Source organism: Citrobacter sp. wls708 (assembly GCF_005281255.1).
Classification (GTDB): domain Bacteria; phylum Pseudomonadota; class Gammaproteobacteria; order Enterobacterales; family Enterobacteriaceae; genus Citrobacter; species Citrobacter werkmanii.
This window is the reverse complement of the sequence record NZ_SZXE01000002.1, coordinates 19,529-44,495: the sequence shown is the minus strand read 5'-3', so window position 1 is coordinate 44,495 and position 24,967 is coordinate 19,529. Positions and strand designations below refer to the sequence as shown.

25 protein-coding genes are annotated in these 24,967 nt (G+C 53.0%); 15 read left to right on the top strand and 10 right to left on the bottom strand.

Features of this window, described 5'->3' with window-relative positions; all coding sequences use genetic code 11:
• Positions 1–8 precede the first annotated feature (8 nt).
• Positions 9–425, top strand: coding sequence for a cysteine desulfuration protein SufE (gene sufE / locus FDW97_RS00775; RefSeq protein ID WP_038640268.1), 417 nt, complete (start codon positions 9–11; stop codon positions 423–425).
• A gap of 123 nt (positions 426–548) precedes the next feature.
• Positions 549–1,553 (top strand): L,D-transpeptidase family protein, encoded by a 1,005-nt coding sequence (locus FDW97_RS00770; RefSeq protein WP_087856317.1) that lies wholly within the window; start codon positions 549–551, stop codon positions 1,551–1,553.
• Between the two features lie 69 nt (positions 1,554–1,622).
• On the opposite strand, the gene lpp is transcribed toward FDW97_RS00770, so the two are convergent.
• The 3 genes from lpp to FDW97_RS23550 form a co-directional block, all read right to left on the bottom strand.
• Positions 1,623–1,859, bottom strand: a complete 237-nt coding sequence (gene lpp / locus FDW97_RS00765; protein ID WP_003029373.1) for a murein lipoprotein Lpp — start codon at positions 1,857–1,859, stop codon at positions 1,623–1,625.
• Between the two features lie 309 nt (positions 1,860–2,168).
• Positions 2,169–3,581 carry a pyruvate kinase PykF gene (pykF, locus tag FDW97_RS00760; RefSeq protein WP_006684766.1) on the bottom strand — a complete coding sequence of 471 codons (1,413 nt, stop codon included), beginning with the start codon at positions 3,579–3,581 and terminating at the stop codon, positions 2,169–2,171.
• Between the two features lie 7 nt (positions 3,582–3,588).
• Positions 3,589–3,783: a hypothetical protein gene (locus FDW97_RS23550; RefSeq protein WP_247672768.1), complete on the bottom strand. Its 195-nt coding sequence runs from the start codon at positions 3,781–3,783 to the stop codon at positions 3,589–3,591.
• 375 nt (positions 3,784–4,158) lie between these two features.
• Here FDW97_RS23550 and FDW97_RS00755 point away from each other — a divergent pair, with 375 nt between their 5' ends.
• From FDW97_RS00755 to FDW97_RS00745, 3 genes are read left to right on the top strand one after another with little or no spacing between them, the layout of a single operon-like run.
• Positions 4,159–5,181 carry a methionine ABC transporter ATP-binding protein gene (locus FDW97_RS00755; protein WP_137350501.1) on the top strand — a complete coding sequence of 341 codons (1,023 nt, stop codon included), beginning with the start codon at positions 4,159–4,161 and terminating at the stop codon, positions 5,179–5,181.
• Complete coding sequence (locus FDW97_RS00750; protein ID WP_069324235.1) at positions 5,174–5,842, top strand: methionine ABC transporter permease; 669 nt, start codon at positions 5,174–5,176, stop codon at positions 5,840–5,842. Before FDW97_RS00755 ends, FDW97_RS00750 begins: the two co-directional genes overlap by 8 nt.
• A 21-nt stretch (positions 5,843–5,863) precedes the next feature.
• On the top strand, positions 5,864–6,676 hold the full coding sequence (locus FDW97_RS00745; RefSeq protein ID WP_003029358.1) for a MetQ/NlpA family ABC transporter substrate-binding protein: 813 nt from the start codon (positions 5,864–5,866) through the stop codon (positions 6,674–6,676).
• 78 nt (positions 6,677–6,754) lie between these two features.
• Here FDW97_RS00745 and ttrA read toward each other — a convergent pair whose 3' ends face one another.
• From ttrA to ttrB, 3 genes are read right to left on the bottom strand one after another with little or no spacing between them, the layout of a single operon-like run.
• On the bottom strand, positions 6,755–9,820 hold the full coding sequence (ttrA, locus tag FDW97_RS00740) for a tetrathionate reductase subunit TtrA (protein ID WP_137350500.1): 3,066 nt from the start codon (positions 9,818–9,820) through the stop codon (positions 6,755–6,757).
• Positions 9,813–10,835 (bottom strand): tetrathionate reductase subunit TtrC, encoded by a 1,023-nt coding sequence (gene ttrC, locus FDW97_RS00735; RefSeq protein WP_137350499.1) that lies wholly within the window; start codon positions 10,833–10,835, stop codon positions 9,813–9,815. The genes ttrA and ttrC overlap by 8 nt, the downstream gene beginning before the upstream one ends.
• The gene (gene ttrB, locus FDW97_RS00730; protein ID WP_038640285.1) at positions 10,836–11,570 is read right to left on the bottom strand and encodes a tetrathionate reductase subunit TtrB; all 735 of its coding nucleotides are present in this window, start codon (positions 11,568–11,570) and stop codon (positions 10,836–10,838) included.
• Between the two features lie 227 nt (positions 11,571–11,797).
• Here ttrB and ttrS point away from each other — a divergent pair, with 227 nt between their 5' ends.
• The 9 genes from ttrS (at position 11,798) to ydhT (ending at position 20,720) form a co-directional block, all read left to right on the top strand.
• On the top strand, positions 11,798–13,531 hold the full coding sequence (gene ttrS / locus FDW97_RS00725; RefSeq protein WP_137350570.1) for a tetrathionate respiration histidine kinase TtrS: 1,734 nt from the start codon (positions 11,798–11,800) through the stop codon (positions 13,529–13,531).
• The gene (ttrR, locus tag FDW97_RS00720; RefSeq protein WP_038640289.1) at positions 13,506–14,090 is read left to right on the top strand and encodes a tetrathionate respiration response regulator TtrR; all 585 of its coding nucleotides are present in this window, start codon (positions 13,506–13,508) and stop codon (positions 14,088–14,090) included. The genes ttrS and ttrR overlap by 26 nt, the downstream gene beginning before the upstream one ends.
• Positions 14,091–14,182: 92 nt before the next feature.
• Entirely contained in the window at positions 14,183–14,392 is a 210-nt protein-coding gene (gene fumD, locus FDW97_RS00715; protein WP_038640291.1) for a fumarate hydratase FumD, read from the top strand.
• A gap of 478 nt (positions 14,393–14,870) precedes the next feature.
• On the top strand, positions 14,871–15,497 hold the full coding sequence (locus tag FDW97_RS00710) for a ferredoxin-like protein (RefSeq protein WP_038640293.1): 627 nt from the start codon (positions 14,871–14,873) through the stop codon (positions 15,495–15,497).
• A gap of 113 nt (positions 15,498–15,610) precedes the next feature.
• Complete coding sequence (locus FDW97_RS00705; RefSeq protein ID WP_137350569.1) at positions 15,611–17,713, top strand: aldehyde ferredoxin oxidoreductase; 2,103 nt, start codon at positions 15,611–15,613, stop codon at positions 17,711–17,713.
• 10 nt (positions 17,714–17,723) lie between these two features.
• Positions 17,724–18,389 (top strand): YdhW family putative oxidoreductase system protein, encoded by a 666-nt coding sequence (locus tag FDW97_RS00700; protein ID WP_137350498.1) that lies wholly within the window; start codon positions 17,724–17,726, stop codon positions 18,387–18,389.
• 64 nt (positions 18,390–18,453) lie between these two features.
• Positions 18,454–19,122 (top strand): 4Fe-4S dicluster domain-containing protein, encoded by a 669-nt coding sequence (locus FDW97_RS00695; protein WP_042308731.1) that lies wholly within the window; start codon positions 18,454–18,456, stop codon positions 19,120–19,122.
• Positions 19,119–19,904, top strand: coding sequence for a thiosulfate reductase cytochrome B subunit (phsC, locus tag FDW97_RS00690; RefSeq protein ID WP_087856324.1), 786 nt, complete (start codon positions 19,119–19,121; stop codon positions 19,902–19,904). The genes FDW97_RS00695 and phsC overlap by 4 nt, the downstream gene beginning before the upstream one ends.
• 3 nt (positions 19,905–19,907) lie before the next feature.
• Positions 19,908–20,720, top strand: a complete 813-nt coding sequence (gene ydhT / locus FDW97_RS00685; protein WP_038640302.1) for a protein YdhT — start codon at positions 19,908–19,910, stop codon at positions 20,718–20,720.
• 9 nt (positions 20,721–20,729) lie between these two features.
• Here the strand turns inward: ydhT and FDW97_RS00680 are convergent, their stop codons facing one another.
• The 4 genes from FDW97_RS00680 to FDW97_RS00665 are packed head-to-tail and all read right to left on the bottom strand — an operon-like array spanning position 20,730 to position 23,835.
• Positions 20,730–21,407, bottom strand: coding sequence for an amino acid ABC transporter permease (locus FDW97_RS00680; protein ID WP_137350497.1), 678 nt, complete (start codon positions 21,405–21,407; stop codon positions 20,730–20,732).
• On the bottom strand, positions 21,397–22,182 hold the full coding sequence (locus tag FDW97_RS00675) for an amino acid ABC transporter permease (protein WP_069324226.1): 786 nt from the start codon (positions 22,180–22,182) through the stop codon (positions 21,397–21,399). Before FDW97_RS00675 ends, FDW97_RS00680 begins: the two co-directional genes overlap by 11 nt.
• Positions 22,182–23,000: an amino acid ABC transporter ATP-binding protein gene (locus FDW97_RS00670; protein WP_137350496.1), complete on the bottom strand. Its 819-nt coding sequence runs from the start codon at positions 22,998–23,000 to the stop codon at positions 22,182–22,184. The genes FDW97_RS00675 and FDW97_RS00670 overlap by 1 nt, the downstream gene beginning before the upstream one ends.
• Before the next feature lies 1 nt (position 23,001).
• Positions 23,002–23,835: an ABC transporter substrate-binding protein gene (locus FDW97_RS00665; RefSeq protein WP_137350495.1), complete on the bottom strand. Its 834-nt coding sequence runs from the start codon at positions 23,833–23,835 to the stop codon at positions 23,002–23,004.
• 212 nt (positions 23,836–24,047) lie between these two features.
• Between FDW97_RS00665 and FDW97_RS00660 the strand changes: the two genes are divergently transcribed.
• A complete protein-coding gene (locus tag FDW97_RS00660; protein ID WP_042308719.1) occupies positions 24,048–24,941 on the top strand; it encodes a LysR family transcriptional regulator in 894 nt (297 codons plus the stop codon).
• The last annotated feature ends 26 nt before the right edge of the window (positions 24,942–24,967 follow it).

The following is a 24,967-nucleotide window of genomic DNA, read 5'->3' as shown; positions in this document are numbered from 1 at the left end:
GAGGCGTTATGGCTGCGCTACCGGATAAAGAAAAATTGTTGCGTAATTTTCTGCGTTGCGCTAATTGGGAAGAGAAATACCTGTACATCATTGAACTGGGTCAGCGTTTGCCGGAATTAAACGCCGACGATCGCTGCCCCGAAAATAGCATTCAGGGATGTCAAAGTCAGGTATGGATTGTTATGCGTCAGAATGCTGAAGGGATTATTGAATTTCAGGGCGACAGCGATGCGGCAATTGTGAAAGGGCTTATCGCCGTGGTCTTCATTCTGTACGACCGCATGACGGCCCAGGATATTGTGAATTTTGATGTGCGTCCGTGGTTTGAAAAAATGGCGCTCGCACAGCATCTCACACCGTCTCGTTCACAGGGGCTGGAGGCAATGATTCGGGCTATCCGCGCCAAAGCCGCAACTCTTAGCTAAACTGATAAAACACGTCAACTTTCAGACCGACTTGAAATCGATCGTGTAAGGCAACGCAGTGACTCGTAAGCCGGATCTGGCGCTCGCCGTCGTCCGGCAGGAACGCCAGGGGGGTGAGTGAGTATGAAACGCGCGTCTGTTATTACCTTAATGCTAATCGGCGCTTACAGCGCTATTCAGGCCGCATGGGCGGTCGATTATCCGTTGCCCCAGGCAAACAGTCGTCTTGTTGGGCAAAATCAAACTTATACCGTGCAGGAAGGGGATAAAAACCTACAGGCGATTGCCCGTAAGTTTGATACCGCCGCAATGTTGATCCTCGAAGCCAATAATACTATTGCCCCTGTTCCCAAACCCGGAACCCTGATTACTATTCCCTCGCAATTACTGCTGCCTGATGCGCCACGCGAAGGCATTATTGTGAATCTGGCGGAGCTACGTCTGTATTACTACCCGCCGGGAGAGAATATCGTTCAGGTCTTCCCGATTGGTATCGGTTTGCAGGGGCTGGAAACTCCGGTGATGGAAACCCGGGTAGGGCAGAAAATACCGAATCCTACCTGGACCCCTACAGCAGGCATCCGTAAACGCTCTCTGGAACGTGGCATAACATTGCCTCCGGTAGTGCCCGCCGGGCCAAATAACCCGTTAGGACGCTTTGCACTGCGTCTGGCGCATGGAAACGGTGAATACCTGATCCATGGCACCAGCGCGCCGGACAGCGTCGGTCTGCGCGTGAGCTCCGGGTGTATTCGCATGAACGCGCCGGACATCAAGGCATTGTTTGCTCAAGTCCGAACAGGAACGCCGGTCAGGGTGATTAATGAGCCGATCAAATATTCGATTGAGCCGAACGGCATGCGGTATGTCGAGGTGCATCGCCCACTGTCGCCGGAAGAGGAACAAAACGTTCAGACCATGCCGTATGTGCTCCCAGCCGGTTTTACTCAGTTCAAAGACAATAAAGCCGTTGATAGCAGCCTGGTGGAACGCGCGTTGTATCGCCGTGCGGGTTATCCGGTCACAGTGACGGCCAGCCAGGCCTCGGTCGTTAGCAATGGTGCGGAAGTGAAGTCTGCGCGAAATGGCGTGCCGGGAGAGAATGCAGAGGTGCGCGCTACGCAATAACAGGGAATGAGAAATTGAGGGCAAAAAAAATGGCGCACAACGTGCGCCATTTTTATTACACAGATACTATTACTTGCGGTATTTAGTAGCTGCGTTGTCCAGACGCTGGTTAGCGCGAGCTGCGTCGTCTTTAGCAGCCTGAACGTCGGAACGCATTGCGTTCACGTCGTTGCTCAGCTGGTCAACTTTAGCGTTCAGAGTCTGAACGTCAGAAGACAGCTGATCGATTTTAGCGTTGCTGGAGCAACCTGCCAGCAGAGTAGAACCCAGGATTACCGCGCCCAGTACCAGTTTAGTACGATTCATTATTAATACCCTCTAGATTGAGTTAATCTCCATGTAGCGTTACAAGTATTACACAAAGTTTTTTATGTTGAGAATATTTTTTTGATGGGAATGCACTTATTTTTGATCGTTCGCTCAAAGAAGCATCGAATTGTGCAAAAACGGCTAAAAAACCGAGTGAAAACAGAAAGCTTCCATCGGATTCATCTTAGATAATCACGGATTAGATAGTGAAATCCGATTTGATTTTTTATTAATTGTGGCTATCGATAAAATAAAAAAAGCGCCACGAGGGCGCTTTTATAAGCAAATTAATTCGCGGCGGAATTATTACAGTACGTGAACGGATGCGGTGTTGGTCGTGCCGCTTGGAACCAGCGCGCCAGAAACCATAACCACAACGTCACCTTTCTGCGCCAGACCGCTCTCCAGAGCAACTTCTTTGCCCAGACGGTAGAAATCATCGGTGGAGCTGATTTCTTTAACAACCTGTGCCACAACGCCTTTGCTCAGTACCAGCTGACGCGCGGTAGTTTCGTTAGTCGTCAGCGCCAGGATGGTGGCATCCGGGAAGTATTTACGCACTGCGCGAGCAGATTTACCGCCCTGGGTTGCAACGACGATCAGCGGAGCGTCCAGTTTTTCCGCAGTTTCAACCGCGCCACGGCAAACGGCTTCGGTGATGCGCAGTTTGCGGCTGTCGTTGTTGAAGTCCAGACGGCTGGTCATCACGCGGTCGGTACGTTCGCAAATGGTCGCCATGATGGTCACGGCTTCCAGCGGGTATTTACCTTTCGCGGATTCGCCAGACAGCATGACTGCGTCGGTGCCATCGAGGATTGCGTTCGCGACGTCGCCGGCTTCAGCGCGGGTCGGACGCGGGTTTTTGATCATGGAGTCCAGCATCTGGGTCGCAGTGATAACGACTTTGCGCGCGCGGATACATTTCTCGATGATCATCTTCTGCGCGAAGATAACTTCTTCAACCGGGATCTCAACGCCCATGTCGCCACGAGCAACCATGATACCGTCAGACGCTTCGAGGATTTCGTCGAAGTTGTTCAGACCTTCCTGGTTTTCGATTTTGGAGATGATCTGGATGTTTTCGCCGCCGTGCGCCTTCAGGTGCTCGCGGATTTCAACCACGTCAGAACGTTTACGGATAAAGGATGCCGCAACGAAGTCAACGCCCTGTTCGCAACCGAAGATCAGGTCCTGTTTGTCTTTCTCAGCCAGTGCTGGCAGCGCGATAGAAACGCCTGGCAGGTTAACGCCTTTGTTTTCGCCCAGGTCGCCGTTGTTCAGCACTTTACAGATAACTTTGTTACCTTCGATCGCGGTAACTTCCATGCCGATCAGGCCATCGTCAACCAGTACGGTGTTGCCGACAGACAGATCTTTAGTGAAGCCTTCGTAAGTCACAGCAACGATTTCGCTGTTGCCGACAACAGATTTGTCGGTGGTGAAGGTGAAGGTCTGGCCTGCTTTCAGAGAAACGTCGTTACCGCCTTCCAGCTTAATGGTACGGATTTCCGGACCTTTGGTATCCAGCAGGATAGCGGCTTTCTTACCGGTTTTGCTCATCACGTTGCGCAAATTTTTGATGCGCTGACCGTGTTCTGCGTAATCGCCATGAGAGAAGTTCAGACGCATGACGTTCATGCCCGCGTCCAGCATTTTGGTTAACATCTCTTCGGATTCGGTTTTCGGACCGATGGTGCAAACAATTTTCGTCTTTTTCATGACAGTCTTAGTCTTTAAGTTGAGAAGGATTGGGAAATCTGGCTCCCATCGCGCACGGATGGGAAGCTAAACCTGAGTTACGAAAGTGGTGATGTCTCGCTCTAAGGATAGGTGACATCGAAAGAGCGTGCAGAGGAATGTGTGCTTGCGTTTCAGCCCAACGGGAAGGTGAGTTTTGTAGTCGTTGAGTTTTACAGGTCAATGTGCTGAAACCATTCAAGAGACAATTGGCGCGCATTATACGCTGAATTTTATCTAAAAGGAAAATGGAAACGCTGTTTCAAAACAGTTCTGTGCGGTTTTACAAAAAATATTCATTAATTTGTTCATCGGTATGGATAAAGGCGTTGGGCTCAGCGACAGTTTGTTGCGCAACAACCTGCCCTGGCTATCCAAATAAACAGATTTACGCGAGGGTTTTCAATGTACAGATCATATTCCTAAAAATTATATCAAATTCGTTTTAATTCATTCTAAAAGCCAATTTCACTCATTACACTCGTTTGGACATCCATACTGCTAAACAGCTAAAAGCGCTAGCAGGATTACAAAAAGCAGCAGCGGATACCCAAACGACATGATTGTCCTGAAAAATATTTCAAAAGTGTTTACGCCAGGCAGGCTATCCATTACCGCTGTCGATAACGTCAACCTGACGGTTGAGCAGGGACAGATTTACGGAATTATTGGTTACAGCGGGGCGGGTAAGAGCACCTTAATTCGCTTGCTTAATGGTCTGGAAAAACCGACCTCCGGCAGCGTGACGATTAACGGCCACGATATCTCTGCCGCCCGCGGAGAATCTCTGCGTCAGGCGCGACTGAAAATCAGCATGGTGTTCCAGCACTTCAACTTACTGTGGTCGCGCACGGTTAGCGAAAATATTGCTTTCTCTATGCAAATCGCGGGTGCGCCAAAGGCGTCCATCAAAGCGCGGGTTGCCGAACTGATTACGCTGGTTGGGTTGAGTGGTCGCGAGAATGCTTATCCGTCTCAGCTCAGCGGCGGGCAAAAACAGCGGGTGGGCATTGCCCGCGCGCTGGCGAACAATCCTGACGTACTGCTATGCGACGAAGCCACCTCGGCGTTAGATCCGCAAACTACCGATCAGATCCTTGATTTACTGCTCGATATTAACCGTCGCTTCAAATTAACCATTGTGTTGATCACCCATGAAATGCACGTGGTGCGCAAAATCTGCGACCGCGTGGCGGTGATGGAAAACGGTAAAGTCGTTGAAGAAGGCGATGTGCTCAGCGTCTTTACCCATCCGCAGCAGCCGATCACCCGACAATTCGTGCGTCAGGTGAGCCAGTACGCCGAAGAAGATGAGTTCAACCCACAGTTGGCACGCGAACTGGGCGGCGTGGTGATCAAGCTAACGTTTACCGGTCAACGCACCCACCGTCCCGTCGTTGGAGAATTGACCCTGCGCTACGGCCTGCCGTTTAACATTTTGCACGGCAAGATGACGCAAACCGCGCACGGAGTGTTTGGTCAGCTATGGGTGCACGTTGTGGCTACCGAGGAGCAACTGAGCAATATTCTGGCCGACCTGCACGATAGCGACATTGAAGGTGAGGTGATTCAACATGGCTGAAGGACTGTTCCCCCATCTGAAATGGGATCAATTATTAGCAGCAACCCAGGAAACGCTCTATATGACCGCCCTTTCTGGCGTGGCGACCTTTGTCCTTGGGATCGCCCTTGGCCTGGCGCTGTTTCTGACGGCGCGTGGCGGACTGTTCCACAATCGCGCCGTGTATAGCGCGATTTCGCTGGTGGTGAATATCTTCCGTTCGATCCCTTTCATCATTTTGATCGTGCTGCTGATCCCATTTACCAAAGCGATGGTTGGCACCATTCTCGGCGCCAATGCCGCGCTGCCTGCGTTAATTGTGGGAGCCGCGCCGTTTTACGCGCGTCTGGTCGAAATTGCCCTGCGTGAAGTGGATAAAGGCGTTATTGAAGCGACGCGTTCGATGGGCGCGCGTCTGAGTACGCTTATTTTTCGGGTTTTACTGCCGGAATCTTCTCCCGCTCTGGTGTCCGGGATTACCGTGACGCTGATTGCGCTGGTCAGCTACAGCGCGATGGCGGGAGTCATTGGTGCCGGGGGTTTAGGGAATCTGGCCTATCTGGAAGGATTCCAGCGCAACCACAGCGACGTCACGCTGGTGGCGACGGTGACGATTCTGCTCATCGTCTTCATCATCCAGCTTTGCGGCGATGTGATCACCTCTCTGTTAGATAAACGCTAATAAAATACGGAAACCATTATCATGAAAAAATCACTGACATTACTCGCCGCAGCAACCTTAAGCGCCCTGAGCTTCGCCTCCTGGGCTGATACGCTGACCGTTGGCGCATCAAACGTACCGCACGCGGAGATCCTTGAGCAGGCCAAACCGATTCTGGCAAAGCAGGGGATCGACCTGGAAATTAAGCCGTTCCAGGATTACATCCTGCCGAATACCGCGCTGGCTGGCCGTGAAATTGACGCTAACTACTTCCAACATATTCCGTATCTGAACAGCGTGATTAAAGATCATGCTGGCGATAAAACCTATGACTTCGTCAGCGCCGGAGCGATTCACATTGAGCCGATCGGCATCTATTCGAAGAAGGTGAAATCGCTTAAAGATCTGCCGGAAGGCGGCAAGGTCATCATGCGCGATGCGGTATCTGAGGAAGGCCGTATCCTGTCGATTTTCGAAAAAGAGGGGGTGATCAAGCTGAAACCGGGGGTGGACAAAGTCACCGCGCGCATTAGCGACATCGTGGAAAACCCGAAAAAACTGAAGTTCCTGCCTAACGTGGAAGCGGCGCTGTTACCGCAGATGTACAACAACGACGAAGGCGATGCGGTGGTGATTAACGCGAACTACGCTATCGACGCGGGGCTGGATCCGGTGAAAGATCCGATTGCCGTCGAAAGCGGTGAAAACAACCCGTATGCCAACATCATTACCGTACATCGCGGCGATGAGAAGAAAAAGGATATTGTGGCGCTGGTAGACGTGCTGCATTCAAAAGAAATTCAGGACTGGATCCGCACTAAATACAAAGGCGCGGTGATCCCGGTAAATAACTGATCCGCTTTTTGCCTTATCCGGCCTACAGAACGTTGTAGGCCGGATAAAATGCGTTAGCGTTGCCACCGGACGCGCGAGTTACACGCGCTCAATTCTCGCTGGCAGCCCCTGGCGTACCGCCGCACCCGACACCCAGTCAAGCCAGGTATTGGTTACCTGCCGGGTAGGATCCGCAAAGCCCAAGTCATTGAGATTAATTCCCGACCTTATCTGCGCGTCAAATGGCATCGGCTCGCCGTCGAGCGTATGCTGCGCCGCGCCCATTTCTTTATGTCCATAGCCATGTTCAATGGCGATAACTCCCGGCATAACACCATGAAGCAGGCTTATTTGCGCCTGTACCTGACCGCCAGGCGTAGTGATACGTACCGTATCGCCATGTGCTAAGCCGTACCGCTTACCATCCTGCGGGTTGAGCGCCACCAGATTAACCGGCTTCAGATGATGCAGGCGCGGGATGACCGCCGTGGCGCTGGACATGGTATTGGATTTAAAGGAGATCAATTTCAGCGGCCATTCTTGTTCCGGGAACAACTCCTCGACCGCCCGTCCATCTGACAGACGCGAAGGATACCAGGCCGGGCAGCCGCTGTAGCGCTCGCCGGTAATCGCATGGCGGTGCGCGGCGACATTCGCATTCCAGATTTGCAGCGGTTTTTCCCACGCATTGCCGACGCGATCCTCCACCCGGCCACTGCTGGCTGGGGCGAAACGCCCGCCGCGTGAATACACAAATGCCACCCGGCTGGCTTCATCGGCTTTCAGCGTTTGCGTTATCACCGGCATGATCCGTTGCACCCCGGTCAAGGCAATGTCTTCCGGCTGAGCCTCCGGGACCGGTGATTTACCCATAAACGCAATATTGGCGGCGAGGCGCAGATAATAATCTTCCGCACGATTTAACGGATACTGATTGCCCTGTGGGTCGGTAATCGCATTATCACCAAAACCCGGCAAACCAATGCGTTTTGCTACCGCAATACAGAAAGATTCCATTGAGGCCGGTTGACCGTCAGCGGTACTGCTGGTTGCGGCTCTGACCACGGGCCAGCGAGCGGTGGTAGCTTTGCTGGCGACGCCCGCCCACGGGGCGCTGAATCCCCAGCTTTCGAAGTTATGGGTATCCGGCACGATGTAATCTGCCAGCGCCGTGGTTTCGTTCATAAAGGCATCAATGGCGATAAATAGCGGCAAACGCGCAGGATCTTTAAGCTTTTCTTCCGCCACGCCGCGCAACCCTGCGATGCCGTAAAACGGGTTGGTCATGTTAGAGATCCAGGCTTTTAGCGGATAAGGGTAGCCTTCGAGTGCCGAGACAAGAAGTTCAGTAAGTTGACCTGCCACAAACGGATACCAGGGGGCTTTTGCCGGGAAGGGCGATTGTCCGGCGGCTACTTTATTGCGGTACTCTTCGGAAGACTCATACGCGGTTTTACTGCGTGCGATGCTTAATCCCTTTGGTTTAATCTTCCCGGTGAAACTGTCCATGTTGTAGCGTGGTCCATCGGTGGCGCCATTGAACTTGCCGCCGCCGACAAACACGCCGCCTTCAAGACTCAGGTTGCCAATCAGCGCATTGAGCATCATTACCGACCAGGCGTTATAAAATCCATTACCTGCCATCATTCCGCCGTGCGCGATTACCGCCGCTTTACGTCCGTGGCGGGTAAACGCGTCGGCCAGTGCGCCAATGTCTGCTTCAGCCACGCCGCACTGCTGGCTGTATTGCGCCAGCGTTAGTTTTTCGGCGGATTCTTTCAGGCACTGGAGGCTGCTTTTTACCGTCACCGTCTGGCCGTCTGCCAGCGTCACCACGCGGGTGACAAACAACTGCGCGCGTGGGCAACCGCTGGCGGCGACAATTTCTCCGGCTTCGTTAACGACCACCGGCTCCTGGGCGGCGTTTGCGTTCAGATGCGCGAGGGTTAAATGCTGCCCGGCAAGATTTGGGATCTCATCGGTGATCACCAGATGCGTGGCGTTGCTCCAGCTTTTTTCACCGGCTTGCTGCATGGCCTGTACGCCGGGAATCGCAAGGTAATCGGCGTTATAGCGCTGTTTTTCGATTATCCAGCGGATCATACCCATCGCCAGCGCGGAGTCGCTTCCCGGACGCACGGGCTGCCAGTGGCCGCGATCGTCAGCCAGTACCGTGGTTAATGGCAGGGCTGGCGCCACCACCACATAGCGGAAGTCGTCGCGTAAACGGGCGCTGGCGAGCTGGCGAGCCTGGCGTTTAAACGGGTTGCCGGATTGCGCCGGAGAGGTTCCCATAAACAACGCGAACTCGACATTATCCCAATCGGGCTTCACGTGGGTATTTTTATCCAGATCGCCCATTAGCGCACCAGAACCGGCCCGGTAGGCCAGACCGCAGTAAGCGCCATGCGCGCCGAAGTTTTTACTGCCGAAACTGTTCAGCGCGAAGCGACGTAAAAACGTATCACGTCCTTCATCGCTGGTATTGGTGACCAGCAACTGATTGGATTTTGGCCCAAAGCCGGGATGTCTGGCATCAAGCGGCGTATCGGGATCGTGAATTGCCCGCAGGCCATCAACATGGCCCTCACCAAACAGGTCACCGCCTTCCACCACCTCTGTGATTAATTGTTCGAAGCTGATGCGCTGCCATTTTCCCTCGCCGCGTTTGCCGACGCGTTTCATGGGCTGCAGAATGCGCTGTGGGCTGTACAGACCTTCAAGTAAGGTTGCGCCACGAGCGCAGGCGGTGGAGCGCGCGTCCAGACCCGACTCACCCGCCAGTTGCGCCATTGCCGTGGCAAAGGGAACCGAGGCGTCAATATGGTGCTCGTGAGATAATGGATGATAAGGGTTACCGGCAATGCGCAGCACCTTGCCTTGCTCACTATCAACGCGTACCCGCACACCGCACTGCGTCCAGCAGCCAAAGCACTGCGTCATTGAGATCACCTGCTGCGGATTTTGCTGCCATTGCGGCCGGGCATTGGCTTCAGGGATGAGCGCATTACCAAAGATGCGGTCGCGGGTAATTTTACCAGAGGTACCGTCCAGCAAACCGTCCAGTGCGCGCTTTGCTACATCCCGATAACTCAGACCAAACGTCACCATGCCACCTACTGCAAGACCGACTTTAAGCCACTGACGACGGGTTAAATTAGCCATGTTGCATTCTCCTTGCGATCGCGTTCAGGGCTTCACGAACAATAATAATCAGTGCTATCCACAGGCCGAAGGTGCCCACAATGGCCAGCCAGCCATCGGTGCCGCCGGGCAGGGTGTAAGGATTAAATTGGGCGTTAAATTTCGGTACGGTCTGTACCTGGATGAGTAACGTCCAGCGCATCAGCCAGCATAGCGCCATGGCGCTAAACGCCAGTAATATGCGCAGCAGCCGCGATAATGGAAAACGCAGCACCAGCCCGCAAAGGACGAGCGAGACAAGCCATAACGCAACCCAACCGATGGCGTAGTGTCGTGCCGAAGAGGCGACATCCAGCCACTGGCGAATTGCTGAACCGGAGAGCGTATTGCCGCTCACCCAAATTGCCACCACGATAGCCAGCGCGCTCAAGGCGACAATTTGTCCCCACGCCAGTTTGCGCAGCAAAGATCCTTCACTGTTTGTTGCAGCGATGAGCAGGGCGAGGAACGTTTGCAGCGCGCTGAGGAACATTGCAACCGGAAAGGCGTAGCTGAACCAAATAGGACGCGCCTGCACCACCGACACTTCGCGACCGGTGTAAACCAGTAATCCGATGGCGGATAAGGCGCTACCGACGGCCAACCATTTAGTTACACTGTAACTTTTGAGCGTTATCTGCTTAACGTGCTGCGCCAAAAACCACAGGCCCAGGAAGCCGGTGAACAGCGGTAAAAACAGCGCGCCCCATGGCATCCAGGACCATGGCGTTGGATAAGCATAAAAATGCCAGACGCGGGCGGTTTGGTGTAAATCGGCGGTTAGCGCCAACGGGGCGGTTATTGCACAGGTCAGGGCAATTAACAGCGTCAGGTTTTCCAGGTCCGGCGTCTCTTGTTTGCGCCAGTGCAGCACGCAGGCGAACAGCGCGGCGCAGGCGGCAATACCGATGAAAAAGAAATACTGTACGGCCCAGGGTAACCAGCTTACATGTTGCGGATGGGCCAGAACCTCTTCGATAATCAGTGAATGGTTCATTTAAACCTCCTGCCAGAGCGCGGGTTGAGCGCGTCCCATTAACGGGGTGACAAACGCTTCATCCAGACCCAGATAAAACACGTGCGGTGATGTTCCGCTTTCGGGTTTTAGCACTTTGATGGCCTCATGGTGTTCATGCAGCATTTGAGAAATCCGGCTGTGCGGATCTTTGATATCGCCAATGATGCGTGCGCCGCCGACGCAGGATTCCACGCAGGCCGGGAGCAGCCCCGCTTCCAGACGGTGTACGCAAAATGTGCATTTATCGGCGGTTTGCGTTTCATGGTTGATGAACCGCGCATCGTAAGGGCAGGCCTGCACGCAGTAAGCGCAACCCACGCAGCGGGTGTTGTCGACGACCACAATACCGTCTTCACGTTGGAAAGTGGCCTGCACCGGACAAACGGGTACGCAAGGGGGATTATCGCAATGGTTGCACAGGCGAGGCAGCAGGACGTTGGTGACGCTTTGCTGGCCTGTAAGCTGCACCTGATACTGGTTAACGAGGGTTCTGAATTCTCCCTGCGGCGTCTGGTTTTCAATAGCGCAACTGACGGTACAGGCCTGGCAGCCGATGCAGCGTCGCAGGTCAATCAACATGGCGTAGCGATGCGCGAGTGAGCCTTCATGGCGTTCAGGCGAGAAGGGGAATTGCGCCTGCGCCAGGGGGACCAGTGAAGCGCCAGCGGTCAGGACGCCCAGTTGCTGGAGAAACTGCCGTTTACTGCTGTCCATATTTTCTCCCGTCACGGTACAACAACGAAACATTGGTCACGCCGTTGATTTGTGTGTGATGAATAAAGAATCTCAATGATTTACAGTGTAAAAATCGTGACGGGGGGTACTCTATTGTGGTTAACCACATACCCGGCTTGTTGTTGATCTAAAACAACATAATTGACAGGGATAATTGAGTGGGACGCAACGTAGTAAGATGCCTGACGGTACTGGCGTCGCTGTGGATGCTAAGCGGCACGGTCGCGGCGCAGACATGGAACATTGGCGTGTTGGCAATGCGTGGGGAGATCTCCACACGTCAGCACTGGCAGCCGTTGGAAACCCTGTTGAATCAGCAAATTCCCGGTGAGCAGTTTCATATACAACCGCTGGACCTGCACCAGATGCAGGAGGCGGTGAATCGTGGCACGGTACAATTTGTGGTCACTAATCCGGCGCAGTTTGTACAGCTAAACAACCGCTCTGCGTTACGCTGGCTGGCGTCGTTACGTTCTACCCGGGGAGGCAAAGCCGCCAGTAACGTGATCGGTAGCGCGATTCTCGTCAGGCGCGATAGTGGAATCACTTCCGCGCATGATCTGATCGGTAAAACGGTTGGCGCCATTGATGCTCAGGCTTTTGGCGGCTATTTGTTGGGGTATAAAGCACTTAGCGATGCCGGTCTGCGACCTGAGCGCGATTTACGCCTGACGTTTACCGGTTTTCCTGCCGATGCCTTACTCTATTTACTACGCGAAAAAGCTGTGCAGGCGGTGATTGTGCCGGTGTGTCTGCTGGAAAACATGGATGAGGAAGGGCTCATTCATAAAACGGACTTTAGGGCTGTACTCAACCATCCGACCTCGATTCCCTGTTTAACCAGTACGCCGCTCTATCCTGACTGGTCATTTGCGGCACTGCCTGCAGTGAGCGACGAGCTCGCCGATCGCGTCACACGGGTGCTGTTCAATTCTCCGCAGAATGCAACGTTTCGCTGGGGAGCGCCTGCTTCGACACGCGAAGTAGAAGCGTTGCTACGCGATGTCCGCCAGCATCCGCAGCAACGTCAGCTCTGGCTGGACGTCAAAAGTTGGTTTATCCAGCACCAGCTCGCTATGGGGGCTGTGGCCGTTGTGCTGTTGCTGCTGACGCTCAATTATATCTGGGTGATGCTGCTGGTTCGTCGTCGCGGCAGGCAACTGGAGCGGAACAGCATTCTGCTGCGCAAACAAGAACAGGCGCTGGAAACCGCTCGCCAAATGAGTGTGCTTGGCGAGATGACCTCCGGGTTTGCCCACGAACTCAATCAGCCGCTGTCGGCTATCCGCCATTATGCGCAGGGCTGTTTGATCCGCCTGCGCGGTCAGGATAAGCAGCATCCGTTGTTGCCTGCGCTGGAGAACATTGATGTTCAGGCGCAGCGGGGCGCTGATACGTTGCACAATCTGCGCCAGTGGGTCAGCCAGGCGCAGGGTAATCCGGTGATGACCGATGACTGGCGGGCCGTCAACGTTCATGATGCAATTCATCACGTCTGGCAATTATTGCGCATGCCCCAGCAATTCCCGGCAGTGGCGCTGCAAACGCGTGTCGGCAAGACGTTAACGCTGACTCTGCCAAGCGTTCTGCTTGAGCAGGTGCTGGCCAATCTGGTGCTCAATGCGGCCCAGGCCGGGGCAACCACGGTGTGGTTTAGCGCTCAGCGTGAGGAGGGGGATGTGCGTATTCAGGTGCAGGATAACGCTGGCGGTATTGATGAGGCGCAGTTGTACCAGGCTTTTCAGCCGTTTATGACCACCCGTAAAGAAGGCATGGGGCTGGGATTAGCCATTTGTCAGCGGCTGGTGCGTTACGCAAATGGCGACATTGAGATCAAAAATCATCAGGCTCCTGATGAAAAAGCGGGGGCGGTAGTGACATTACATTTTAAGCAAAACCAGGAGGGAGGCCGTAGTGGCACTAATTCATCTGCTGGATGACGACATTGCCGTCACCCAGGCCTGTGCGTTTTTACTGGAAAGTCTGGGATATGAGGTATGTTGCTGGGAGCAGGGTGAAACATTCCTCGCAGGGGCAAATCTGCACCAGGTGGGCGTACTTTTGCTGGATATGCGTATGCCGGTACTGGATGGGCATGCTGTACATGAAGCGATGCGCCAGCGAGAAAGTACGCTGGCGGTGGTGTTCCTCACCGGGCATGGCGATGTGCCGATGGCGGTTGAGCAAATGAAACGTGGAGCAGTCGATTTTTTGCAAAAGCCGGTGTCCGCCGGGCCTTTGCAGACGGCGTTAGAGCACGCTTTGCAGGTTTCTCGCGCCGCCTTCTCGCGACAAGAGATCGTGGCCTGCTATCAGATGCTCACGCCAAAGGAGCGAGAGTTGGCGCAACTGGTTGCAAAAGGGTTAATGAATCGGGAAATTGCGGACGCTATGAATATTGCCGTGCGCACGGTTGAAGTTCATCGCGCGCGGGTGATGGAAAAAATGCAGGCGCGGAGCCTTGCGGAACTGGTAAATCGACTGCAGCGGATCCGATAGATTTATGACATTTGTTTGATTTTCATTGAATTTTGTCTAATTAGCCAGAGTGATATATGCTGTTGGTTTGAGTTAATGACGAGCGGGCAAATATGGGAAATCAGACCAAAGACGATGAGTTGTACCGGGAAATGTGCAGAATAGTCGGTAAAGTAGTACTGGAAATGCGCGATCTGGGACAAGAGCCAAAGCATATCGTCATTGCGGGTGTGCTGAGAACCACCCTCGCCAACCAGCGTGTAAAGCGCAGTGAGCTAGAAAAACAGGCCATTGAGACCGTTATTAAAGCATTGGCCGGATAATCCATAAAAAGAGGAGGGCAGTCATTTGCGCCATCCTCTTATTCTCGTCACGTTATTCTATCAATATATATAATTTAGGACTGCAATTAGAGAAATATACTCCGCTGTATATTTGGTTGTATATCGATTGATATATAAAAATATATTTGAGAGTGGAGTCACAAATATTTGCAAGCCATATGAAATATTATTTCAACTTATCTTAATGATAATAAATCTCACTCCGCATTAATTACTTTTCTTCCGTTTTTTAATTGATGACGATCAAAACGACGGGCGCTGAATAACCACATTATCATTGTGCCTAACCCTAAAGGATTAGATTCATTTAGTTTAACCACCGTCATTTATACGATCAGGTTAGGGCAAATATTCACGTGTTGTTGGCAACATTAATGGCCGAATTGGCCCGATCTGTGCGTAAAAATTAGCCTTGATGTGTTGCCGCTACTGCGTTTGCGAAGAGGATGCGAAATAAATGAACCAGGTTGATCGTCCATTTTTAGATTGTGGCTTAACGCGGCTTGAATTCCTACGTATATCCGGAAAGGGTCTGGCAGGACTGACCATTGCACCCGCGTTGTTATCACTTTTTGGTTGTAAGCAGGAAGATATCGACAGCGGTACCGTTGGGCTTATCAATACACCGAAAGGGGTGCTGGTAACGCAGCGAGCACGCTGCACTGGTTGTCATCGCTGCGAGATTTCCTGTACCAATTATAACGATGGGGCCGTTGGCACCTTCTTTTCCCGCATCAAAATTCATCGTAATTACTTCTTTGGCGATGATGGCGTCGGGTCCGGTGGCGGACTGTATGGTGATTTAAACTATACCGCGGATACCTGCCGCCAATGCAAAGATCCGCAATGCATGAAGGTCTGCCCGATTGGCGCCATTACCTGGAAGCAGGAAGACGGTTGTATTGCCGTGGACCATAAACGTTGCATTGGCTGTAGCGCTTGTACCACAGCCTGCCCGTGGATGATGGCGACCGTCAACACGGAAACGAAAAAATCCTCAAAATGTGTGTTATGCGGGGAATGCGCCAATGCGTGCCCGACTGGGGCATTAAAAATTATCGAGTGGAAAGATATTACCGTTTGATAGAGGGCAGGCATGCCTGATACGCGTCATTAATTGCCAAAAATAGCGCAGTTTTGAATAAAAAAGCTGCCTGACGGGTATATCTATTAAACCTTCTTGCAAAGGAAAACATGATGGCTAACGGTTGGACAGGTAATATTTTACGGATCAATCTTACCACGGGTAATATCACCCATGAAGATTCCAGTAAATTTAAGAAATTTATCGGTGGGATGGGCTTTGGGTATAAAATTATGTACGACGAAGTCCCGCCAGGCACCATGCCGTTTGATGAAGGGAATAAACTGGTTTTCGCCACCGGGCCATTAACGGGCTCGGGCGCACCCTGTAGCTCCCGCGTCAATATCACCTCCTTGTCAACATTTACCAAAGGTAATTTAGTCGTAGATGCCCACATGGGCGGTTTCTTCGCCGCACAGATGAAATTTGCCGGTTACGACGCCATTATTATCGAAGGTAAGTCCGCGTCGCCTGTCTGGATCAACATCAAAGACGATAAAGTCAGCATCGAAAAAGCCGATTTCCTGTGGGGCAAGGGCACGCGCGCCACAACCGAAGAGATTTGCCGCATTACCAGCCCTGAGACTTGCGTCGCCGCGATTGGCCAGGCGGGGGAAAATCTGGTACCGCTCTCCTGCATGATCAACAGTCGCAACCACAGCGGCGGCGCCGGTACTGGCGCGGTGATGGGCTCGAAAAATCTGAAGGCCATTGCGGTAGAAGGGACCAAAGGTGTCAACATTGCCGACCGCAAAGAGATGAAGCGGCTCAATGACTATATGATGACCGAGCTTATCGGCGCCAACAACAACCACGTTGTGCCGAGCACCCCGCAGGCCTGGGCAGAATACTCTTCGCCAAACTCGCGTTGGACGGCCCGCAAGGGACTGTTCTGGGGCGCGGCGGAAGGCGGGCCAATTGAAACGGGTGAAATCCCGCCGGGCAACCAGAATACCGTCGGTTTCCGTACCTATAAATCCGTGTTCGATCTCGGACCTGCCGCTGAGAAATACACGGTAAAAATGAGCGGCTGCCATTCGTGTCCGATTCGTTGTATGTCACAGCTCAATGTCCCGCGGGTGAAAGATTTTGGCGTACCGAGTACCGGTGGCAACACCTGCGTGGCGAACTTTGTGCACACCACCATTTTCCCCAATGGCCCGAAAGATTTTGACGATAAAGACGATGGGCGCGTGGTGGGAAACCTGATTGGTCTGAACCTGTTCGACGATTATGGCATCTGGTGTAACTACGGGCAGTTGCACCGCGATTTTACTTATTGCTACTCGAAAGGCGTTTTTAAGCGCGTACTGCCGGCGGAAGAGTATGCGGAGATCCGCTGGGATCAGCTGGAAGCGGGCGATCCTAATTTTATTAAGGATTTTTACTATCGGCTGGCGCATCGCGTGGGGGAACTCAGCCACCTTGCGGACGGTTCATATGCCATTGCTGAACGCTGGGATTTGGGCGAAGAGTATTGGGGTTATGCCAAGAACAAACTGTGGTCGCCGTTTGGTTTTCCTGTCCACCATGCTAACGAGGCTTCAGCGCAGGTTGGGGCGATCACCAACTGTATGTTTAACCGTGACTGTATGACGCATACCCATATTAACTTCATCGGTTCCGGTTTGCCGCTGAAATTACAGCGCGAAGTGGCGGGCGAATTGTTTGGTTCGCAGGATGCCTACGACGAAACCAAAAACTACACCCCGATCAATGCCGCGAAGATCAAATATGCCAAATGGACGTTGCTGAAAGTCTGTTTGCATAACGCGGTCACGCTATGCAACTGGGTCTGGCCGATGACAGTCTCGCCGCTCAAGAGCCGTAATTATCGCGGAGATTTGGATCTGGAAGCGAAATTTTTCCAGGCGGTTACCGGCGATGAAACCACGCAGGCGAGTCTGGATCTGGCCGCTGAACGTATCTTTACCCTGCATCGTGCCTATACGGTCAAACTGATGCAAACCAAAGATATGCGCAATGAGCACGATCTCATTTGCTCCTGGGTGTTTGATAAAGATCCGAAGATCCCGGTCTTCACCGAGGGGACCGACAAGATGGACCGGGAGGACATGCGCCTGTCACTGACAATGTTCTATCAGGAAATGGGCTGGGATCCGGAGCTGGGCTGCCCTAAGCGCGAAACGCTGAATCGACTCGGACTTGAGGATGTGGCAGCCGATCTGGCGGCACAAGATCTGTTGCCAGCGTAAGGAACGCGAGATGACTAACGTGAGCAACGTTCAGGCACCCATTGAGGCGTTTCCTGATGAGGTAGATAGCCAAAAGAGACACTGGCTGCAGGCGCTACAGCTGCCTGCTGAACAGGTGAACGCGCCGCAGGTTCAGGAACCTGCCAGCCCGGAGTCGATAGTGGCGGAATTTATCCGCCAACATTCAGCATCGGGTCAGTTGGTGGCTCGCAGTGTCTTCCTGCAGCCACCGTATTCGGTTCCTGAGACTGACTTAACCGTGCTGCTGGATACCCTGTGTCAGGGCGCGAATGGGGCGGATATTACCTGTGTGCACGGCGCTGAAGAGGCATATTTCTTTTCGACGCAAACCATGACGGCAAACTACGCCAGCATGTGTGTGCAGGTGGTGGAGAACGACATCTGTCGCGCGATTGCCGAGGCGGTACGCTTTGACTGTCAAACGTATCCACGCCCCTATAAGGTCGCCATGTTGACGCAACCGCCGTATAGCTTTGGCGATCAGCAGGTTGCAGCGGCGCTCTCGGCAATGGAAACGCACCCGGATTACGCAGATATACGCACTGTGGAATCGTCAAATGCGGAGCCTTATTTGTTCAGCGAACGTTTTATGAGTTATGGCAAAGCGTACGGCCTGTGCGAATGGTTTGAGGTTGAGCAGTATCAGAACCCCTGAATTCTTCAGGTTGATGTCATGGAATGTGTGGACGACCACTGTCACAGCATTAGAGGATAACCCGATGTCCTTCACCCGACGTAAATTTGTCATTGGCATGGGGACGGTGATTTTTTTTACCGGCCCAGGTCAAAGTTTGTTAGCAAGCCCCAGGAGCACTAAAGGCGTTCGTTATGTCATGATTCACGACGAATCACTGTGTAACGGCTGTAATATTTGCGCCCGCGCATGCAGAAAAACCAATCATGTTCCTGACCAGGGCAGCCGTTTGTCGATAGCGCATATTCCGGTTTCGGATAACGACAACGAAACGCTGTATCACTATTTTCGTCAGTCCTGCCAGCATTGTGATGATGCGCCCTGTATTGAGGTCTGTCCAACCGGCGCCTCCTGGCGAGATGAGAACGGCATTGTCCGGGTCGACACGTCTTCGTGTATCGGCTGCAGTTACTGCATAGGCGCGTGCCCTTATCAGGTCCGCTATCTCAATCCGCGCACCAAAGTGGCTGATAAATGCGACTTTTGCGCTGAATCACGTCTGGCGAAAGGTTTTCCACCGATCTGTGTTAACGCCTGCCCGGAACACGCGCTGATTTTTGGTCGTGAAGATAGCCCGGAGATTCAGACCTGGCTGCGGGAAAACAAGTATTACGAGTATCAACTTGCAGGCGCCGGGAAACCCCATCTGTATCGTCGGTTCGGTCAACATTTGATTAAAAAGGAAAATGTATGAACGCGTCGCAGAATGCCGAACAGTTTCACGCCCAGCTTGCGCAATATGTCCCTATGTTTTCACCTGACTACTGGCCTGTGTGGCTGGTCATCGCCGGATTAATGCTGGTGGGAATGTGGCTGGTGCTGGCGCTACACGCCATGCTGCGCTTTCGTGCCGCGCATAAAGCGTCGGCAGGGCACGGTGAGAAGATCTACTTATACTCGAAGGCTGTCCGCTTGTGGCACTGGTCGAACGCGCTGTTATTTCTGCTACTTCTGGCCAGTGGACTCGTCAATCACTTCTCGGCCGTTAGCGCGTCGGTGATGAAAAGCCTGCTTACCGTACACGAAGTCTGTGGCTTTTTGCTGCTCGCCTGCTGGATTGGTTTTGTCCTGATCAACCTGATTGGCGGTAACGGACATCACTATATTATTCAGCGGCAGGGTTGGATCGGACGCGCGCAAAGACAAACGCGTTTTTACCTGTTTGGTATTATGCAGGGAGAGTCACATCCATTCCCGGCATCAACGCGTTCGAAATTCAATCCGCTACAGCAGGCGGCCTATGTTGGCGTGATGTATGGTCTGCTGCCGCTGTTGTTGATATCGGGTCTGTTATCGCTCTATCCGGCGGTAGTCGGCGATCTGTTCCCCGGTGTGCGTTACTGGTTGTTACAGGCGCATTTTGCGCTGGCAATAATCAGTTTGTTTTTCATTTTTGGGCATCTTTATCTTTGCACTACGGGCCGCACGCCGGGCGAAACCTTCAAGTGCATGGTGGATGGCTATCACCGGCATTAAGCGATGATGATTACGCGTGATGACTTACGGGCCTGGCGCGTTGGGCCCGTAATGTATCGCTGGTTTCTACGCACTTTTCCCGCCGGGGGAAGTTATGCCGATGTACATCGTGCGCTCCAGCGGGAAGGGTATATCGACTGGGCAAATAGTCTGGTGGAATACGGCTGGTCAAAATGGCGAGAAGAGGAGAGTTTTGTCCGGCAGGATATTCGGGCGATGGGAAATATTTCCCGCGTGAAAACGACGGGGGGGACCAGCAGCCCGCTGGCGAGTGCGGAAGATAATGTCAGCTTTGGCTGTGCGGATGATAACGTTAAAATCGCCAGCGCTGGCTATGCCGCGCAAATTGCCAGTGCAGGTTACAGCGTACGTATAGGCAGCGTAGGCTATAACGCGCATATCGGCAGCTCGGGCGATCGCGGGCGAATTGCGGTCGCGGGAAATTCAGCGCGTATCAGTAGCGTGGGTGACGGTACGCGCATCGCCAGTGCCGGTATGCGTGTACGCATCAGTGCACTGGGCGACAGAAATCGGATCGCCTGCAGCGGTGATTTAACCCAGCTAGCCTGTTTCGGCGCGGAATCGAAAATCGCCAATTGCGCAGACAATATCCATATTATTGCCAGCGGAGAGAACGCCGTTGTTGCCAGTACAGGCACTGTCGATTCGATAATACTCGGTCCTGGCGGATGCGCGGCGCTGGCCTATCATGATGGCGAAAGAATGCGTTTTGCACTTGCCGTTGAAGGTGAAAAAAATATCCGGGCTGGCGTGAAATATCGGCTCAACGAAGACCACCAGTTCGTGGAATGTTGAGCCTTGAGGTCATTTTAGCGCGAATCGTCGCTGGGTGAATTTTTCCAGGCTAAAGCACAGCAGGTAATAGACCAGTCCGGTAAAGATAAAAATGGCCGCCGGATAGATTTGCACCCGGCTATTAACCTGACCGGCAACCGTCGTGAGTTCTGGCACATTGACGATAAACGCCAGCGACGTGTCCTTCAGTAGTCCAATAAATATCCCGGTCAGCGACGGCATAATGTTGCGCAGCACTTGCGGCAATACAATAAGCCACAGGGCCTGGTACGGGCGAAAACCCTGCACCACTGCCGCTTCATATTGCCCGCCAGGTAAGGCGCTAATTCCTGCATACACCGAGTGCATCACCGAGGCGGCGGTGAACCATGCCAGTGCTAACGTCACGGTAACTGCGCCAGGCAGATCGCTTCCAGTCAGCATGGGGAGCAAATACCACATCCAGAAAATCACAAAGATTAACGGAATGCCGCGAATAAACTCGGCCCAGATAAACAGTCCTTTGCGCATCGCGCCAGGAAAACGCCAGGCGCAGCAGGCAAGAACTATCCCACCGGGAAGTGCCAGCAATGCCGCGCCGATAGCCATCAGCAAAGTAAGCAGAACGCCGCCGGGTTGGCCTTCGGTCACGCGTCCCCACAGAAGATAGTCAAGATTGTCAGTAATGACCGAAATATTAGCGATCATGCGATATGCTCCTGACGCTGAACAGATGGGCTTTTGCCCTGAACGGTTTACCTGACACAGTTTTTGGTCCAAGGCGCGTAAGCAGCATACCTGACACGATACCGATGAGCAGATAGAGCGCTGTTCCAACGGCAAAGGCTTCCAGTGCATGCGCGTTATAGCTCTCAATTTGCCGCACCTGATAGGTCAACTCTGCAAATCCAATACCGCTGGCAAGCGAGGAGAGCTTCATCAGGTTGAGATATTGCCCAACGATGGGCTGCCATGCGTTCGCCAGTCCCTGGGGAAGGAGAATGTGACGAAAAACCGCCCATGAGGAAAAGCCCTGGGCAATGGCCGCCTCGCGTTGTCCGGCAGAAACCGCCTGCAAACCAGAGGCAATCTCCTCGACCAAAAAGGCTGAAGTAAAAACACCCAGCCCCCAGGCAGAACAAAGAAACTCCGGCGTTAACCACCAGACGTCACCCGGCAGAACTGACCATGGGTGTTCAGCATTAATAAAGGTAATCACGTCACGGGGTAGCCAATTCCATGCGGCGAAATACCAGAACATCAGTTGCACCAGTAAAGGCGTATTGCGAAAAGCGGAGACCCACACGCCGACCACCGCGGTGGCAATGCGATTGCCTGTCAAACGTAAGCCGAGTAGTAGGAGAGCAAAGAGAGTGGCGAGCGTGACGCCTGCCAGCGTCACCCATAGCGTGGTGAGAAAACCGGAAATTATCCATTGCAGAGGTTGCCCGCTCAGCACCCCCTGCCAGTCCATTAGATGCATTATAACGGTAACTCCTGGTGTAACGGGTCGAGCACTTTTTTCAGGAAACGCTGGGTTCTGGGATGTTGTGGGCGGGTGAAGAAATCCTCCGGCGAGGCGACTTCCAGGATATCGCCGCCATCAATGAATACCACACGATCGGCAATCTCACGAGCGAAGTGCATTTCATGAGTCACGACGATCATCGTGATACCGCTGTGAGCCAGATTTTTCATCACTTGTAACACCTCGCCGATCATTTCTGGGTCCAGCGCGGAGGTGGGTTCATCAAACAAAATGATTTGTGGCGATGAAGCCAGCGCGCGGGCAATGGCAACGCGCTGTTGCTGCCCGCCGGATAACTGAGCGGCATAGGCATCGGCTTTCTCGAGCAGTCCCACTTGATCCAGCAATTCGAGTGCCCGGCCTTTTGCTTCCGCTTTGTTCCAGCCGTGAACATATTCCAGCGCCAGCGCAATGTTTTGCAGCGCGGTCAGATGCGAATAGAGATTGAATTGCTGAAATACAAAACCGATACGGCTGCGTAACTGGCGTAATGCAGCGCCGCGCAACTGACTAATCGGTTTATCATCAATGAAAATTTCGCCATCGCTGAGCGACTCAAGCTGGTTGATAAGACGTATAAGAGTGGATTTTCCAGAGCCAGAAGGACCCAAAATGGTCACCACTTCACCAGGTTCAACTGCCAGGCTGACGCCGTTAAGTACGGTATGAGCGTCATACTGTTTAAACACATTGTGCAGTTTGACGCTTGCCTGACCCAATTGGGTAGAATCCGCAGCCGAAGCTGCGGAACGATGAAAAAGAGCTGAGAGCATATTACTTGGCTTCTATTTTAAAGGCGCGGGGCTGCGGGTTTTTAGTTTCAGGGCCGAACCACACATCATAAATTTTTGCTGCCTGACCAGTAGACTCCAGCTCCAAAAGTTCATCGTTGACGGCTTTTAACAAAGCCGGTTCGCCTTTTTTTACCCCCACGCCGATCTCTTCTTTACTCAGCAGGTCCGGCAAAATTTTAAAATCTGCTTTATCCGGCGCACCGCTTAACAAGCCCGCCAGGATTGTACTGTCCTGGGTGATGGCCTGCACATTACCGTTGCGTAAGGCGGTTAATGCCAGGGGGATATCGTCATAGGCCAGTACGCGCGACTGCGGGAAGCGCTGATGTAACGCCTGCTCACCGGTAGTACCTTTTACCGCGCCGATTCGCGCTTTGCTGTATTCATCGAGCTTGTCCGGGGATTTTGCTGGCACAAGGAACTGCTGGCCGGTGACAAAATAGGGCACGGAGAAATCGATCACTTGTGCACGCTCAGGTGTGATCGTGATATCCGCTACGATTAAATCGGCTTTACCGGATTGTAATAGCGGAATACGGTTGGCCGGATTGGTGGCCACCAGCTCCAGTTTTACCCCCAGGGATTTGGCCAGCGCTTCGGCAAAATCGACGTCGTAGCCGACAATCTTATGCGTTTTTGCATCAACTGAACCGAACGGTGGATTGGCGTCGAATGTCGCCACTTTAACGACGCCGGCGGCTTTGATGTCGGCCAATTGGTCAGCCTGAGCCTGAGAAACGCTAATGCCAGAGGCCAGCAGCACGCTGAGTGCCAGAAGTGTTTTTTTAGCGCTGTGAATTTTCGTTGCCATCATTGTAAGAAATCCCTGTAGTTTTTGGTTTGTGCTTTTTACGCTCCCATAACTTACGATTCAGACAAAATAAGAAAAAATTCTTATCTATATACAAAATGTTATTAGTGAAAGGGGGGAGAACAGGAGTGATGTGCGCGAACGTTCAGAAACGCTACGTGATTACCCTCATGACCTGTACCATACGTCAATAAAGTTAATGGCTGGGGACAAGCATGCTGCGTGATAATTTTAACGATCTTTATTATCTCATTATCGTCGCCCGCGAGCGGAGTTTTACGCGGGCTGCGGCAAAGCTCGGGGTCTCGCAGTCAGCGTTAAGCCATGCGATACGTGGACTCGAAGAGCGGCTGGATGTCCGACTCCTGACCCGTACCACACGCAGCGTCGCGCCGACTGAAGCCGGAGAACGGCTCATCAACAGTATCAGTCCGCGTTTTGATGACATTGAAACGGAGCTGCTGGCATTAACCGACATCCGTCAGCGGGTGGCGGGTAACATTCGCCTTACCTTGGGTGAACATGCGTTGCAATCGACCGTCTGGCCCGCGCTGGCGCCTTTTTTGCAGGCTTATCCTGAAGTGAAAGTGGAAATGACCCTCGACAACAGCCTGACGGATATTGTGGCCGGCCGTTATGACGCGGGTATTCGTCTCGGCGAGCAGGTGGCAAAAGATATGGTTGCTGTCAGAATTGGTCCGGACTGGCGCATGGTGGTGGTCGGTTCACCCGCTTATTTTGCCCGCCATGGTAAACCACTCACCCCACACGATCTGCAAAACCATAACTGCATCAACATGCGCATGCCAACGTTGGGCGGGCTGTATGCCTGGGAATTTAGCAAAGGCGGACAAGATTTACGCGTGCGGGTTGAAGGGCAGCTTATTTTTAACAATCTCCCCCCGCGGATTAGCGCAGCGATTGCCGGGATGGGGCTGGCATTTGTGCCGGAAGACACTGTCGAACAGGCGGTGACTGACGGTGCGCTGGAAAAAGTGCTGGAGGACTGGTGCGAACCCTTCCAGGGCTATTATATGTACTACCCCAGCCGCAGGCAGCACACCGCCGCCTTTGCCAAATTGATTGAGGCTTTACGGTATACGGGCTGAAACGGGAAGGGGTAACAGGCGATAAA

What these genes read in the sequence shown, in the direction of transcription:
- sufE (WP_038640268.1), top strand. Translation starts at nt 9, where the DNA reads ATGGCTGCGCTACCGGATAAAGAAAAATTGTTGCGTAATTTTCTGCGT.
- FDW97_RS00770 (WP_087856317.1), top strand. Translation starts at nt 549, where the DNA reads ATGAAACGCGCGTCTGTTATTACCTTAATGCTAATCGGCGCTTACAGC.
- lpp (WP_003029373.1), bottom strand. Translation starts at nt 1,859, where the DNA reads ATGAATCGTACTAAACTGGTACTGGGCGCGGTAATCCTGGGTTCTACT.
- pykF (WP_006684766.1), bottom strand. Translation starts at nt 3,581, where the DNA reads ATGAAAAAGACGAAAATTGTTTGCACCATCGGTCCGAAAACCGAATCC.
- FDW97_RS00755 (WP_137350501.1), top strand. Translation starts at nt 4,159, where the DNA reads ATGATTGTCCTGAAAAATATTTCAAAAGTGTTTACGCCAGGCAGGCTA.
- FDW97_RS00750 (WP_069324235.1), top strand. Translation starts at nt 5,174, where the DNA reads ATGGCTGAAGGACTGTTCCCCCATCTGAAATGGGATCAATTATTAGCA.
- FDW97_RS00745 (WP_003029358.1), top strand. Translation starts at nt 5,864, where the DNA reads ATGAAAAAATCACTGACATTACTCGCCGCAGCAACCTTAAGCGCCCTG.
- ttrA (WP_137350500.1), bottom strand. Translation starts at nt 9,820, where the DNA reads ATGGCTAATTTAACCCGTCGTCAGTGGCTTAAAGTCGGTCTTGCAGTA.
- ttrC (WP_137350499.1), bottom strand. Translation starts at nt 10,835, where the DNA reads ATGAACCATTCACTGATTATCGAAGAGGTTCTGGCCCATCCGCAACAT.
- ttrB (WP_038640285.1), bottom strand. Translation starts at nt 11,570, where the DNA reads ATGGACAGCAGTAAACGGCAGTTTCTCCAGCAACTGGGCGTCCTGACC.
- ttrS (WP_137350570.1), top strand. Translation starts at nt 11,798, where the DNA reads ATGCTAAGCGGCACGGTCGCGGCGCAGACATGGAACATTGGCGTGTTG.
- fumD (WP_038640291.1), top strand. Translation starts at nt 14,183, where the DNA reads ATGGGAAATCAGACCAAAGACGATGAGTTGTACCGGGAAATGTGCAGA.
- FDW97_RS00710 (WP_038640293.1), top strand. Translation starts at nt 14,871, where the DNA reads ATGAACCAGGTTGATCGTCCATTTTTAGATTGTGGCTTAACGCGGCTT.
- FDW97_RS00705 (WP_137350569.1), top strand. Translation starts at nt 15,611, where the DNA reads ATGGCTAACGGTTGGACAGGTAATATTTTACGGATCAATCTTACCACG.
- FDW97_RS00700 (WP_137350498.1), top strand. Translation starts at nt 17,724, where the DNA reads ATGACTAACGTGAGCAACGTTCAGGCACCCATTGAGGCGTTTCCTGAT.
- FDW97_RS00695 (WP_042308731.1), top strand. Translation starts at nt 18,454, where the DNA reads ATGTCCTTCACCCGACGTAAATTTGTCATTGGCATGGGGACGGTGATT.
- phsC (WP_087856324.1), top strand. Translation starts at nt 19,119, where the DNA reads ATGAACGCGTCGCAGAATGCCGAACAGTTTCACGCCCAGCTTGCGCAA.
- ydhT (WP_038640302.1), top strand. Translation starts at nt 19,908, where the DNA reads ATGATGATTACGCGTGATGACTTACGGGCCTGGCGCGTTGGGCCCGTA.
- FDW97_RS00680 (WP_137350497.1), bottom strand. Translation starts at nt 21,407, where the DNA reads ATGATCGCTAATATTTCGGTCATTACTGACAATCTTGACTATCTTCTG.
- FDW97_RS00675 (WP_069324226.1), bottom strand. Translation starts at nt 22,182, where the DNA reads ATGCATCTAATGGACTGGCAGGGGGTGCTGAGCGGGCAACCTCTGCAA.
- FDW97_RS00670 (WP_137350496.1), bottom strand. Translation starts at nt 23,000, where the DNA reads ATGCTCTCAGCTCTTTTTCATCGTTCCGCAGCTTCGGCTGCGGATTCT.
- FDW97_RS00665 (WP_137350495.1), bottom strand. Translation starts at nt 23,835, where the DNA reads ATGATGGCAACGAAAATTCACAGCGCTAAAAAAACACTTCTGGCACTC.
- FDW97_RS00660 (WP_042308719.1), top strand. Translation starts at nt 24,048, where the DNA reads ATGCTGCGTGATAATTTTAACGATCTTTATTATCTCATTATCGTCGCC.